This window comes from Lentzea xinjiangensis (assembly GCF_900110955.1).
In the GTDB taxonomy this organism is placed as follows: Bacteria; Actinomycetota; Actinomycetes; order Mycobacteriales; family Pseudonocardiaceae; genus Lentzea; species Lentzea xinjiangensis.
Map to the genome: position 1 here is coordinate 71864 of NZ_FOFR01000014.1, position 12818 is coordinate 84681.

At 72.2% G+C, this 12818-nt stretch carries 13 protein-coding genes; 6 read left to right on the forward strand and 7 right to left on the reverse strand.

All coding sequences use genetic code 11. The annotated features are described in order from the left end of the window. The first annotated feature begins 11 nt into the window (after window positions 1–11). From BMW88_RS26860 to BMW88_RS26870, 3 genes are all read left to right on the forward strand, one after another. On the forward strand, window positions 12–2759 hold the full coding sequence (locus tag BMW88_RS26860; protein WP_089955462.1) for a DEAD/DEAH box helicase: 2748 nt from the start codon (window positions 12–14) through the stop codon (window positions 2757–2759). 96 nt (window positions 2760–2855) lie between these two features. Then, window positions 2856–3539, forward strand: a complete 684-nt coding sequence (locus BMW88_RS26865; protein WP_089955464.1) for a DUF4333 domain-containing protein — start codon at window positions 2856–2858, stop codon at window positions 3537–3539. Between the two features lie 56 nt (window positions 3540–3595). After that, a complete protein-coding gene (locus BMW88_RS26870) occupies window positions 3596–4765 on the forward strand; it encodes a GNAT family N-acetyltransferase (protein WP_089955466.1) in 1170 nt (389 codons plus the stop codon). Between the two features lie 31 nt (window positions 4766–4796). Here the strand turns inward: BMW88_RS26870 and BMW88_RS26875 are convergent, their stop codons facing one another. Next, window positions 4797–5741, reverse strand: coding sequence for a 5'-3' exonuclease (locus BMW88_RS26875; protein ID WP_089955468.1), 945 nt, complete (start codon window positions 5739–5741; stop codon window positions 4797–4799). Between the two features lie 28 nt (window positions 5742–5769). Between BMW88_RS26875 and BMW88_RS26880 the strand changes: the two genes are divergently transcribed. Beyond that, a complete protein-coding gene (locus tag BMW88_RS26880) occupies window positions 5770–6891 on the forward strand; it encodes a M24 family metallopeptidase (protein WP_089955470.1) in 1122 nt (373 codons plus the stop codon). Continuing rightward, the gene (locus BMW88_RS26885) at window positions 6888–7334 is read left to right on the forward strand and encodes an Lrp/AsnC family transcriptional regulator (protein ID WP_089955472.1); all 447 of its coding nucleotides are present in this window, start codon (window positions 6888–6890) and stop codon (window positions 7332–7334) included. The genes BMW88_RS26880 and BMW88_RS26885 overlap by 4 nt, the downstream gene beginning before the upstream one ends. A gap of 63 nt (window positions 7335–7397) precedes the next feature. Here BMW88_RS26885 and BMW88_RS26890 read toward each other — a convergent pair whose 3' ends face one another. Genes BMW88_RS26890 through BMW88_RS26915 form a run of 6 tightly spaced genes read right to left on the reverse strand, consistent with a single transcriptional unit; the run spans window position 7398 to window position 12298 of the window. After that, the gene (locus BMW88_RS26890; protein ID WP_089955474.1) at window positions 7398–8390 is read right to left on the reverse strand and encodes a proline racemase family protein; all 993 of its coding nucleotides are present in this window, start codon (window positions 8388–8390) and stop codon (window positions 7398–7400) included. Beyond that, window positions 8387–9280: a dihydrodipicolinate synthase family protein gene (locus BMW88_RS26895; protein ID WP_089955477.1), complete on the reverse strand. Its 894-nt coding sequence runs from the start codon at window positions 9278–9280 to the stop codon at window positions 8387–8389. The genes BMW88_RS26890 and BMW88_RS26895 overlap by 4 nt, the downstream gene beginning before the upstream one ends. Beyond that, window positions 9277–10470 (reverse strand): NAD(P)/FAD-dependent oxidoreductase, encoded by a 1194-nt coding sequence (locus BMW88_RS26900; RefSeq protein WP_089955479.1) that lies wholly within the window; start codon window positions 10468–10470, stop codon window positions 9277–9279. Before BMW88_RS26900 ends, BMW88_RS26895 begins: the two co-directional genes overlap by 4 nt. Further along, entirely contained in the window at window positions 10467–10649 is a 183-nt protein-coding gene (locus BMW88_RS43490; RefSeq protein ID WP_245778073.1) for a 2Fe-2S iron-sulfur cluster-binding protein, read from the reverse strand. Before BMW88_RS43490 ends, BMW88_RS26900 begins: the two co-directional genes overlap by 4 nt. Then, window positions 10646–11725 (reverse strand): NAD(P)/FAD-dependent oxidoreductase, encoded by a 1080-nt coding sequence (locus BMW88_RS26910; RefSeq protein ID WP_089955731.1) that lies wholly within the window; start codon window positions 11723–11725, stop codon window positions 10646–10648. Before BMW88_RS26910 ends, BMW88_RS43490 begins: the two co-directional genes overlap by 4 nt. A gap of 27 nt (window positions 11726–11752) precedes the next feature. Then, window positions 11753–12298, reverse strand: coding sequence for a helix-turn-helix domain-containing protein (locus BMW88_RS26915; RefSeq protein ID WP_089955481.1), 546 nt, complete (start codon window positions 12296–12298; stop codon window positions 11753–11755). A 30-nt stretch (window positions 12299–12328) separates the two neighbouring features. Here BMW88_RS26915 and BMW88_RS26920 point away from each other — a divergent pair, with 30 nt between their 5' ends. After that, complete coding sequence (locus BMW88_RS26920; protein ID WP_089955483.1) at window positions 12329–12715, forward strand: hypothetical protein; 387 nt, start codon at window positions 12329–12331, stop codon at window positions 12713–12715. Window positions 12716–12818: the final 103 nt, after the last annotated feature.

Consider the following 12818-nt stretch of genomic DNA (forward strand, 5'->3'; position numbering starts at 1 on the left):
AGCCTGAAGGGGTGTCACGTGCTTCGCGGTCCCCGGCCGAGGCCTACGCCGACTCTCGGCGTCGCGCTGAACGGCCCAAGCTGACCGACTTCGGCTCCGTCATCTCGTTCGAGCTGGACCCGTTCCAGCGCCAGGCCTGCGAGGCCCTGGAGGACGGTCACGGAGTGCTCGTCTGCGCCCCCACCGGTGCCGGCAAGACGGTGGTGGGCGAGTTCGCCGTGCACCTCGCCCTGAGCGAGGGCCGCAAGTGCTTCTACACGACCCCGATCAAGGCCCTGTCCAACCAGAAGTTCGCCGATCTCACCGCGCGCTACGGGGCGGAGAGCATCGGCCTGCTCACCGGCGACACGAGCGTGAACGGCGGCGCGCCGGTGGTCGTCATGACCACCGAGGTGCTGCGCAACATGCTGTACGCCGGGTCGTCCACTCTGGACGGACTCGCGTACGTCGTCATGGACGAGGTGCACTACCTCGCCGACCGCTTCCGCGGCCCGGTGTGGGAGGAGGTCATCCTGCACCTGCCGGAGCACGTGCAGGTCGTCGGTCTGTCCGCGACGGTCAGCAACGCCGAGGAGTTCGGCGAGTGGCTGGTCGAGGTGCGCGGCGACACGACGGTGGTGGTCGACGAGCACCGGCCCGTGCCGCTGTGGCAGCACATGCTCGTGGGCAACCAGATGCTCGACCTGTTCGAGGGCGACGAGTCGCACGCGCGGATCAACGCGCAGGTGCTGCGCAAGACCGAGGAACTGGTGCGCTACCACGTGCCGTTCAGCCGCGGGCGCAACCGCGGGGGCAGCGGCGGCGCGGGCCGCCCGCCGCGCAACACCGGCTACAAGCCGCCGTCGCGCATCGACATGATCCAGCGGCTCGACGCGGCCTCGCTGCTGCCGGCGATCGTGTTCGTGTTCAGCCGGGCGGGCTGCGACGCGGCGGTCGCGCAGACCGCGCGGGCCGGGCTGCGGCTCAACACGCCGGAGGAGACCGAGCAGGTCCGCCGGATCATCGACGAGAAGACGCGCGACCTGCCAGAGGCCGACCTGATGGTGCTCGGGTTCTGGGAGTGGCGCGAGGCGCTGGAGCGCGGCATCGCCTCCCACCACGCCGGGCTGCTGCCCGCGTTCAAGGAGACCGTCGAGGAGCTGTTCGTCCGCGGCCTGGTCAAGGTGGTGTTCGCGACCGAGACGCTCGCGCTGGGCATCAACATGCCCGCGCGCACGGTCGTGCTCGAGAAGCTCGTGAAGTACAACGGCGAGGCGCACGTCGACCTCACGCCGGGGGAGTACACGCAGCTCACCGGTCGTGCGGGGCGGCGGGGCATCGACGTGGAGGGCCACGCGGTCGTCGTCTGGCAGCCGGGGATCGACCCGAAGGCCGTCGGTGGTCTCGCTTCCACGCGCACGTACCCGCTGCGCTCGTCGTTCCGGCCCGGCTACAACATGGCCGTCAACCTCGTGCACCAGCTCGGGGCCTCGGCCGCGCGCGAGATCCTGGAGCAGTCGTTCGCGCAGTTCCAGGCGGACAGGTCGGTGGTCGGGCTGGCGCGCCGGATCGAGCGGAACAAGGACGCGCTCGAGGGCTACTCCGAGTCGATGACGTGCCACCTCGGCGACTTCGCCGAGTACGCGGGCCTGCGCAGGAAGGTCGCGGACCGGGAGAAGCAGCTCGCCAAGCAGAACACGAACTCGCGCCGCATCGAGACGGCCAAGTCGCTGGAGCGGCTGCGCAAGGGCGACGTGATCGCGGTGCCGTCCGGGCGGCGCAGCGGCCTCGCCGTCGTCATCGACCCCGGCATCGAGCCGCTGGGCGAGGCCAGGCCGCTGGTCGTCACCGAGGACCGCTGGTCGGGCCGCCTCACGTCGGCGGACTTCCCGGCGCCGGTCGAGGTGCTCGGCCACCTCCGGCTGCCGCGGCAGGTCGACGTGCGCTCGCCCAAGTCGCGGCGCGACCTCGCGGCGACGATCCGCAACACCGGGATCGTCGTGCCGTCGCGCGGCCGCAGGAAGACGACGGCGGACGACGACCCCGAGCTCGCGACGCTGCGCCGGGCGCTGCGCGCACACCCGTGCCACGGCTGCGACCAGCGCGAGGACCACGCGCGCTGGGGCGAGCGGTACCACCGGCTGCTGGCCGAGACCGAGCAGCTGGAGCGCAAGGTCGCGGCGACCACGCACTCGCTGGCCCGCCAGTTCGACCGCATCCGGGCGTTGCTGCGCGAGCGCGGCTACCTGTCCGAGGCCGACGAGGTGACGCAGGACGGCAAGCGCCTCACGCGGCTGTACAGCGAGTCGGACCTGCTGGCCGCCGAGTGCCTGCGCCACGGCGTGTGGAAGGGCCTCAGGCCGGAGGAGCTGGCGGCCGTGGTGTCGTCACTCGTCTACGAGGCGCGCCGGGACGGTCCGGTGGAGGCGCGGCTGCCCCAGGGCCCGGTGGCGGACGCGATGGGGAAGACCGTGCGGCTGTGGGCGGAGATCGAGGACGACGAGCGCCGCCACAAGCTCGAGCGCATCACGCGCCAGCCGGATCCCGGCTTCGCGTGGCCGGTGTACCGCTGGGCGCGCGGCGAGTCGCTCGAGAAGGTGCTGAGCGCGGCCGAAGCCGGTGGCAACGAGCTCGGCGCCGGCGACTTCGTGCGCTGGTGCCGCCAGGTGATCGACCTGCTGGACCAGATCCGCGAGGTGCTCGGCCGCAAGGACGCGGTCGGCGCGGCGGCGGCCAAGGCGGTCGACGCCCTGCGCCGCGGAGTTGTGGCGATGATGTGACATGGGCCTGACGAAGGTTTTGCGAGTCGGAGTAAAGACTGACGTCAGCGGTGTGATTGGATCTCGGCGCAACGTCGTACACACGGAGGTCGACAGATGAGCAGCCCGTACGGACCGTCCGGAGGGAACGATCCGCAGCAGCCCTGGGGCCAGCCGCAGCAGCCCTACGGTGGCGGTTTTCCTCCCGGCACACCGTCCGGCGGCTTCCCGGCCCAGAACCCCTACGGCCAGCCGCAGCAGCCCCAGCCGGGGCAGCAGCAGCCGTACCCCGGTTTCGATCCGTCCCAGCAGCAGACCCAGCAGTACGGCGTGCCGGGCCAGCAGCCGCAGTCGAACCCGTACGGCACGCCCGCGCAGGACCCGTACGGCCAGCAGACGCAGCAGTACGGCGTTCCCGGCCAGCAGCCCAACCCGTACGGGCAGCAGCCGGGCTACGGCCCGCCGATGCCGCCGAAGAAGAAGTCCAGCGCGGCCATCTGGGTCGCCGCGGTGGTCGTCGTCCTGCTCGTCGGCGGTGTGCTCTTCACCGGGTTCGTGTCGCCGGCCTTCTTCAAGAAGAAGATCTTCGACAACACCGCCGTGCAGAACGGGATCGTCCAGATCCTGAAGGACGAGTACAAGATCTCCGACGTCGGGGCCGCGACCTGCGGCGGTGAGAACGAGGTCAAGCCCAACACCTCGTTCGAGTGCAAGGTCCAGGTCGGCGGCAAGGACAAGAAGGTCAAGATCGTCGTCAAGACCGAGGACGGCGAGTACGAGGTCGGCCAGCCCACGGGCTGATCGCCCGCGCGAAAACTGAGGTGCGCCCGCGGTCGTGCTGAGACACGATCGCGGGCGTGACCGAGATCCGCGTTCTCACCGACGACGCGCAGTTCCGCGCCCACATGACGGTGTTCCGCCGTGCCATGCACTGGAGTCCGTTCAGCGACGAGCAGTGGCAGGTGGCACGCCCCTCCTACGAGCCGGGCCGCGTGCTCGCCGCGTTCGACGGCGACGAGATGATCGGCACCACCCAGTCCTACGGCTCCTCGCTCGTGGTCCCAGGCGGCGCGGTCGTGCCGCACTCCGCCGTCTCCCGCGTGGGCGTCCGCGCCGACCACACCCGCCGGGGTGTGCTGTCCGCCCTGATGCGCGAACAGCTCTCGTCGTTGCCCGATCCCGTGGCCACGCTGCGCGCCTCGGAGAGCCGCATCTACGGCCGTTTCGGCTACGGCCCGGCGAGCCGCTGGCGCACGGTGGAGATCGACGCCAAGCGGGCCGTGATCCCCGGCGAGATGACCGGCCGCGTGCGCATGGTCGACCAGGACACCGCGGACAAGCTGCTGCCGGAGCTGCACGAGGCCGTCGGCCTGGCGAGGCCGGGCCAGATCGGCAGGTGGCCTGGCTGGTGGGCACGGGCGCGCGACCGCAAGAGCGAGGCGGAGAACTCGGTCACCGTCGTCCACAGTGGACCCGACGGGGACGACGGCTTCCTGACCTACAAGGTCGCCGAGGAGAAGGGGTTCCGGCACCGGCTGTCCATCGAGGACTTCGAGTGGGCGGACGACGACGCGTGGCGCGATCTGTGGATCTTCGTCTCGCGCCTGGACCTCGTCGACCACATCGACATCGACCTGGCGCTCGACGACCCGGTCTCGTGGCTGTTCGAGGACCCGCGCGTCGTCCACACCCGGGAGATCTTCGACGAGATCTGGCTGCGGCTGACCGACGTGCCGCGCATGCTCTCCGCCCGCACCTACGGCGAAGCCGAGCCGGTCGTGATCGAGGTCCAGGACGGGCTGCTGCCCGCCAACTCCGGCTGCTACCGGGTGTCGGCGGACGGCGCCGAGCGCGTCGAGGAGCCGGCCGACGTCACGATCCCGGTCGGCCTGCTCGGCGCCGTGTACCTCGGCGACACGACCTTCTCCCAGCTCGCGGCCGTCAAACGGCTCTCCGGCAGCCGCCTGGCCGACGCCGACGCGCTGTTCGCCGTGCAGCGCAAGCCGTACTGCGGCACGTTCTTCTAGTCCGGGTGGCCGGGCGGCGGCGCGGACCGGCTCAGGCGCGCCGCTCCATCGCGTTCACCAGGCGCGGCACCGAACTGCCCAGCCCCCAGCGCTGCGTGAGCTCACGCAGCCGCTCGGGGTCGGCGGGCACGCGCGGCAGCTCGTCGTCGCGGTCGAGCACCACCGGGGCGTCGAGTGCGGTGCGGACGACGACGGGCGCCACCGCCAGGTACTCCTCGGCCGCGATGAGCGAGTTGCGGGCCTTGGTGGTGAGCTTGCGGTCCATCGGGTCGTGGACGGCCTTCAGCACGGCGTCGAGCGAGCCGAACTCGGTGATGAGCTTCGCCGCGGTCTTCTCGCCGATGCCCGCGACGCCCGGCAGGCCGTCGGAGGGGTCGCCGCGCAGCACGGACATGTCGGCGTAGGCGGAGCCCGCGTTCTCCACCGGCAGCGAGTACTTGGCTGCCAGCTCCCGCGGGCCGAGGACCTCCGCCTTGTTCCACCCGCGACCGACGTACACGACGTGCACGGGCGTGGGGTCCATGCGCACGACCTGGAACATGTCGCGGTCGCCGGTCACCACCTCGACGGGGGAGATCGTCTCGCGGTGGGCGAGGGCGCCGATCACGTCGTCCGCCTCGTGGCCGGCCGCCTCGCCGGTGCAGATGCCGGCCGCGTCGAGCACGTCGAGGATGATCGGGATCTGCGGCGTCAGGGTGTCCGGGACCTCCTCGGAGCCGTCGGCGGCGTCCTCGGCGACGCGGTGCGCCTTGTAGGACGGCAGCGCCTTCACCCGGAACTCGGGGCGCCAGTCGGCGTCGAGGCAGGCGACGAGCCTCGACGCGCCGCGGTCGGTGATGACGCGGGCGATCGTGTCGACGAACCCGCGCACGGCGTTCACCGGCGTGCCGTCGGGCGCCGTCATCGAGTCCGGCAGCGCGTAGAACGACCGGAAGTAGAGGCTCGCGGAGTCGAGCAGCACCAGGGGAGAGCTCACGATTGGACAAGCTACTAGGCTTTCCGGCATGGCAACGATCACCGGCCCCATCGACGTGTCTGCACTCCGTGCGAGGCTCGACCGCGCCTCCGAAGCCGCCGGGCGGGCGGGCGTCGACGCCCTGCTCATCTCTCCCGGCTCGGACCTGCGGTACCTGATCGGTGCCGGTGGCGACTCGTTCGAGCGCCTCACCTGCCTCGCGCTGCCGGTCGACGGCACGCCGACGCTGGTCGTGCCGAAGCTGGAGCAGCCGGGCTACGCGGGCATCCCGACCGACGAGCTCGGCGTCGAGGTCGTCACGTGGGTGGACGGCGAGGACCCGTACGCCCTGGTCAAGGCCGCGGTGAAGGGGTCGCGCGCGGCCGTGGCGGACATGATGCCCGCCCTGCACACCATCAAGCTCGGCACCGCGCTCGGCGGTCCGCAGTCCCTGGCCGGCCCGATCCTGCGCGAGCTGCGCATGCGCAAGGACGAGGCGGAGATCGCCGCCCTGCGCAAGGCGGGCGCCGCGATCGACCGGGTGCACGCGCGCATGGGCGAGTTCCTGCGCGTCGGCCGCACCGAGCGCGAGGTGGCCCGCGACATCGCCGTGGCCATCGTCGAGGAGGGCCACGCGGTCGCCGAGTTCGTGATCGTCGGCTCCGGCCCGAACGGCGCCTCGCCGCACCACCGCGACTCCGACCGCGTGATCGAGGCGGGCGAGGTCGTCGTCATCGACATCGGCGGCCCCGTCGCCGAGGGCTACAACTCCGACTCGACCCGCACCTACGTCATGGGCGAGCCGTCCCACGACGACGTCTGGGACACCTACGCCGTCCTGCAGGCCGCGCAGCAGGCCGCCGTCGAGGCCGTGAAGCCCGGCGTGACGTGCGAGGAGATCGACAACGTCGCCCGCGCGGTCATCGCCGACGCGGGCTTCGGCGAGTTCTTCGTCCACCGCACCGGCCACGGCATCGGCCTGGACGTGCACGAGGAGCCCTACATCGTCAGCGGCAACGCGCTGCCGCTGGAGGCAGGCATGGCCTTCAGCGTCGAGCCCGGCATCTACCTGCCGGGCCGGTGGGGCGCGCGCATCGAGGACATCGTCGTGGCCACCGCCGACGGCGTCGAGTCCTTCAACAACCGACCTCACGAACTGGTGGTGCTTTGACCCTCGAGCAGATCGACAGAGCGATACTGAAGGAACTCGCCTCGGACGGCCGGTGCAGCTTCACCGACCTGGCCGAGCGGGTGGGCCTGTCCGTCTCGGCCGTCCACCAGCGGGTGAAGCGCCTCGAACAGCGCGGCATCGTGAAGGGCTACGCCGCCCGCCTGGACGGCGCCGAGGTCGGCCTGCCGATGTCCGCCTTCATCTCGCTCTTCCCGATCAACCCGGCCGAGCCCGACGACTACCCCAAGCGCCTCGAGCACCTGCCGGAGATCGAGGCCTGCTACTCGGTCGCGGGCGACGCCTCCTACGTGCTGCGCGTGCGGGTCGCCTCGCCGACGGCGCTGGAGGAGCTGCTGCAGAAGATCCGCGAGTCGGCGAACGTGTCGACGCGGACCACCGTGGTGCTGTCGACGCCTTACGAGGACCGGCCTCCGGCGGTGTGAGCTCCGGCGGCCGGCACCACGAGCAACGGAAACGCGCGCGCCCGGAGAAGCCCGGCACCGGCCTCAGAGCGTGAACCCCTCCGGGAACGGGTCGGTGGCGTCGAGCAGGTACTGGCCCATCCCGGTGATCCACGCGCGGCCCGCCACCGTGGGCAGGACCGCCGTGCGGTCGCCGAGGGGCACCTCGTCCAGCAGCCGCCCGATGAACCTGGTGCCGATGAACGACTCGTTCACGAAGTCCGCGCCGATCCCGAGTTCGCCGCGCGCGTGCAGCTGGGCCATCCGGGCACAGGTCCCCGTGCCGCACGGGGACCGGTCGAACCAGCCGGGGTGGATCGCCATCGCGTTGCGCGAGTGGGCGCCGTCCCGGCCGGGCGCGGTGAACTGGACGTGCTTGCAGCCGCTGATCGCCGCGTCCACCGGGTGCACCGGGCGGTTCTCCGCGTTGATCCGGTCCATGATGGACAGACCGGCGGCGAGGATCCGGTCCTTCTCCGCCCGGTCGAACGGGATCCCGAGGTCCGCGAGGGGCAGGATCGCGTAGAAGTTGCCCCCGTACGCCATGTCGTAGCGGACCTGGCCGAGGCCGGGCACGTCGACGGTCGCGTCCAGCTCGTGCGCGTACGCCGGGACGTTGCGGATCGTCACCAGCTTCGTGCGGGTGTCGTAGTCGGCGAGCACCAGTCCGGCCGGGGTGTCGAGGCGGACGGTCGTCACCGGCTCGACCACCTCGACCATGCCGGTCTCCACCAGCACCGTCGCCACGCCGATCGTGCCGTGCCCGCACATCGGCAGGCAGCCCGACACCTCGATGTAGAGCACGCCCCAGTCCGCGTCCGGCCGGGTCGGCGGCTGCAGGATCGCGCCGCTCATCGCCGCGTGGCCGCGTGGCTCGTTGACCAGGAACCTGCGGAGGTGGTCGTGGTGCTCGACGAAGTTCAGCCGCTTCTCGGCCATGGTCGCGCCGGGGATCACCCCGGCCCCACCGGTGATCACGCGCGTCGGCATGCCCTCGGTGTGCGAGTCGACCGCGCTGAGGTACCGGGCGAACCTCATGACGTCGCCAGCTTCATGTCCGCGTCCACCTGCTCGACCTGGGCCTGCGACAACGGCCCGCGCGGCGGGCGGCACGGACCGCCGTAGCGGCCGACGAAGTCCATCGAGTGCTTGATCGCCTGCACGAACTCGGTGCGCGAGTCCCAGCGGAACGCCGGCACGAGCCGTTCGTACAACGTCCGGGCCTCGGCGAGCCTGCCCTCCCGCGCGAGGGTGAACAGCTCGGCGCACTCGGCGGGGAAGACGTTGGGGTAGCCCGCGAACCAGCCCGTCGCGCCCATCAGCAGGCTCTCCAGCACGACGTCGTCCGCGCCCGCCACGACGGTGAGGTGCGGGGCGGCCGCGCGGATCTCGAGCACGCGCCGGACGTCGCCGGAGAACTCCTTCACCGCCACGACCTGCTCGATCTGCCCCAGTTCGGCGATCAGGTCCGGGGTGAGGTCGACCTTGGTGTCGATCGGGTTGTTGTAGACCATGATCGGCAGCCCGGCCTTCGCGACCTCGCGGAAGTGGTGCACGACCTCACCCCGGTTGGCCCGGTACATGGTGGGCGGCAGGCAGAGCACGCCGTCCGCGCCGTCCTCCGCCGCCAGCTCGGCCCAGTGGCGGGCCTGGTGGGCGCCGACGCCGTGCACGCCGATGACGGCGATCCCCTTGCCCTTCACCGCCGCGATGGCCGTCCTGGCGACCTCGCGGCGTTCCGCGTCGGTCAGCGACGAGTACTCGCCCAGCGAGCCGTTCGGCCCGACGCCGCGGCAGCCGTTCTCGACGACCCACCGGCAGTGCTCGGCGAGCTTGTCCAGGTCCGGGCGCAGTCCCGCCGGTGCCGCGGGGTCCTCGGCGTAGGGCAGGGCGGTGGCGACGATGACGCCGTCGAGGCGTTCGCTCATGGCTGGTTCTCCTCCGGGAGTGCGGCGAGTTCGCCGAGGGGGATCGGGACAGCGATCACGCGGCGCTGCCCGTCGAACGGGACGCCGGTCAGCTCGGCGGCGTTGCGGGCGCAGATGCGGCCCTGGCAGCGGCCCATCGCGACCCGGCTGGTGAGCTTCAGCTCGCGCATGCCGGTCGCGTCGGGAAGGTCCCGCAGGCTCACCTTCTCGCAGCGGCACACGGTGGTGTCCTCCTCGAGCCACGTCCGCCAGCCGGGCTGGACGGCGTGCACCCTGGCGAGGGCCCGCGCGAACAACCGGCCCCTGCGCACGGCTTCGAGGGCTTCCCGGGGAGGGTCCCGGCGCGCCGCGGCGGCTCCGGCCACGACACCCTCGGCCGCGGCGAGGTCGGCGCCGCCGATGCCGGTGACCTCACCGGCCGCGAAGACGTTCCCGACCGAGGTGCGCTGGTGGTCGTCGACGTCGAGGAAGTCGCCGGTGCGCTCGGCGTGGGGCACGAGGTCCGTGCGGGGCAGGAAGCCGTAGCCGGTGCAGACGAGGTCGGCGTGCTCCGTGCGGTGGCTGACCGGGCGCCAGTCGCGGTCGAGCTTCGCGACCGTGACGCGGTCGCCGTGCTTGGCGACCACCGCCGTGCGGGTCTCCAGCCGGGCCAGCACCTTCCGGTACCCGGCCAGTTCGGCGATCTTGTGCCGGTTGGCGGCGACGGCCCTGGCCTCCCGCAGCCACCTCGTCGGCGAGGAGGCCTCGTAGACGCCGACGAGCGTGGCGCCGAGCTCCCGCAGCGCGGCGGCGACGGGCAGCAGGAACGGGCCGGTGCCCGAGACGATCACGCGGTGCCCGAGCGCGACGCCCTGCTTCGCGAGCGCCTGGGCGGCACCGGCGGTGATCACGCCGGGTCCGTCCCAGCCGGGGAAGGGCAGCGGCCGGTCGTAGGCGCCGGTGGCGACGACCAGCGCGTCGAAGCGCAGCCGCGCCGGACCGCGCAGGTGCAGCGTGCCGTCCTCGACGAGCCACGCCTCGGTGTCGGTCAGGTGCGTCACGCCGGGGTGCGCGAACCGGGCGCGGCCGCGCAGGAACTGGCCGCCCGCGGCGGGTTCCGAGTCGACCAGGACGACCTCGGCCCCCGCGCCGGCGGCGGTGGTGGCGGCGGCCATGCCGGCCGGTCCGGCCCCCACCACGACCACCCTCACGACTCGGTCCTGATCACGTCGCCGTCGCGCAACCGGTGGCGGCACGCGCGGACCTCGGGCACGCCGTTGATCTCCGCGACGCAGCCGAAGCAGACGCCGATGCCGCAGAAGAACCTGCCGGGCAGCAGCTCCGCGACGTGGGCCACCTCGCGCTGCAGGCCGTTGAAGCTCACCTTCACACCATCACCTCCGGGCGGTCGACGCGGAACGGGTGGGGATCCACGAGCGGCGTCTCGCCGGTGAGCAACTGGGCGAGCAGCCGCCCGGTGGCCGGGGCGAGACCGACGCCCGCGCCCTCGTGGCCCGTGGCGTGCCACAGACCGGGCGTGCGGGGATCCGCACCGATGATCGGCAGGTGGTCGGGCGCGTACGGGCGGAAGCCGCCGTACGCGCGCATGACCGGCACGTTCGTGAGCATCGGGAAGAGCGCTATGGCCCGGCGGGCCAACGCTCTGAGCACCTCGCTCTCGATCGTGTCGTCGAAGCCCTTGCGCTGCCGGCTCGACCCGATCAGGACGGTGCCGGCCCGCGTCGACTCGACGACACCGGACGTCTGCAGGTCCGCGTCGCCGCTCGCGACCGCGCCGACGTAGTCCGCGTCGTAGACCTTGTGCCGGATCGCGCCGGGGATCGGTGTGGTGACCAGCACGACACCGCGCCGGGGCAGCACGTTGACGCCGAAGCCGCGCGCCCACGGGCCGGTGGCGTTGACGACCGCGCCGCAGCGGATCACACCGCCGGAGGTCGTGACGCTGCGGCCGTCCGTCGTGGACACCTCGGCGCGGGTGACCGCGATGCCGCGCAGCAGGGCCCTGGTGGCCTTGACCGGGTTGAGCTGCGCGTCGCGCGGGTAGTGGACGGCGGCGGTGAGCTCCGGGTTGAGGTGCGGTTCACGGGCGAGCGCCTCCGCCGCGGTCAGCTCGCGGGCGTCGACGCCCGCTGCGCGTTGCCGCGCGGCGAAGTCCCTGAGCGGCTGGGCGGAGTCCCCGGTCGTGGCGACGACCAGGCCGCCCTTCTCCTCCCACTCGGCGTCCGCCGCCAGCTCCGGCCACAGCTCTCGGCTGGCCAGGGCGAGCTCCAGCTCAGGGCCTGGTTCCTTGTCGCTGACGAGGACGTTGCCCTCGCCGGCGGCGCTGGTGCCCGACGCGGGTCCGTGGCGGTCGACCACGAGAACGGTGAGCCCGCGCGCGTGCAGCGCCTGGGCGCACGCGGCGCCGATGATGCCCGCTCCGATGACCACGACGTCCGGCCGCATCACCACCTCCGTTCAATAGAATGAACGTTAGTGCTTCGGGTACTCCAGCACCAGCACCGAACTGACCTCGCCGTCGAGGGTCTCGTACAGGTGCGGCACCGAGCCGGGGAAGCACACGTAGTCGCCGGGGCCGAGCTCGTAGGGCCGCTCGGACGGTCCCACGCGCAGTCGTCCGCTCGTGACCAGCACGTGTTCCTTGCCGGGATGGCCTTCCGTGGACTGCGTGGCACCCGGCCGGACGCGCTGGTCGTAGATCTCGAGCACGGTGTCCCCGACGTCCATCCGCCGCATCAGCCGCAGGTCGACGGCGTTGCTGCTGAGCACCTCGACGTCGCGGGCCCGCACCAGCACGACGTCCGGGGCCGTCCGCTCGGTCACCAGCTCCGACACGGGCACGTCCAAAGCGTTCGACAAACTGAACACTGTTTCGATGGTCGGGTTGCCCGACCCGCTCTCGAGCTGGGACAGCGTGCCCTTGGCGATGGACGACCGCCGCGCGAGCTCCGACAGCGACAACCCGCGCTGCTCCCGGAACGCCCTGATGTTGGCGCCAAGCACCTGACCCGCACTCATAGCCGCTGATCGTTGCATAGGCTTGCGCCCATGACTGCGTACACGGAGGCGGAGGGGCAGACCCTCCGCACGGCCGTTTTCGGTGCCATGGTGCTGGTGTCCACGGCGGACCCCGGCTCGGTCGACGAGGAGAGCCAGGCCGGCGTCAGGGCCATGACCCTGCTCTCGGACGACCTCCGCGCCGCCATCGCGGCCGCGCCTCCGTCGCTGCCGAAGGGCTCGGCGTCCGATGTGGAGCAGGGCGTGCTGGCCGCGTTGCGCGACGCCGTGGCGATCATCGGCGCGCACGAGCCGCGCGACGTCGCGATCTTCCGCGCCGCCGTGGCGGAGATGTGCCGCTCGGTGGCCGGTGCGGATGGTGAGGTGGCCGCGGCGGAGAGGGCGATGGTGGCGCGCGTGGTGGAAGCGTTGAACTGAGAGGTGCCGGGCGGGGGCTGGCGGTCGCGGGCGGGGTGCTGTGTGGCTGGCGGTCTTGCCGGGTCTGGTTGCGCCCGGTGTGACGCGAGCCGGGCGGGAAGCT

Bases quoted from the DNA above. Each gene is read 5' to 3' on its own strand.
- BMW88_RS26865 (WP_089955464.1), top strand. From the start codon at position 2,856: ATGAGCAGCCCGTACGGACCGTCCGGAGGGAACGATCCGCAGCAGCCC.
- BMW88_RS26880 (WP_089955470.1), top strand. From the start codon at position 5,770: ATGGCAACGATCACCGGCCCCATCGACGTGTCTGCACTCCGTGCGAGG.
- BMW88_RS26890 (WP_089955474.1), bottom strand. From the start codon at position 8,390: ATGAGGTTCGCCCGGTACCTCAGCGCGGTCGACTCGCACACCGAGGGC.
- BMW88_RS26895 (WP_089955477.1), bottom strand. From the start codon at position 9,280: ATGAGCGAACGCCTCGACGGCGTCATCGTCGCCACCGCCCTGCCCTAC.
- BMW88_RS26910 (WP_089955731.1), bottom strand. From the start codon at position 11,725: ATGCGGCCGGACGTCGTGGTCATCGGAGCGGGCATCATCGGCGCCGCG.
- BMW88_RS26915 (WP_089955481.1), bottom strand. From the start codon at position 12,298: ATGAGTGCGGGTCAGGTGCTTGGCGCCAACATCAGGGCGTTCCGGGAG.
- BMW88_RS26920 (WP_089955483.1), top strand. From the start codon at position 12,329: ATGACTGCGTACACGGAGGCGGAGGGGCAGACCCTCCGCACGGCCGTT.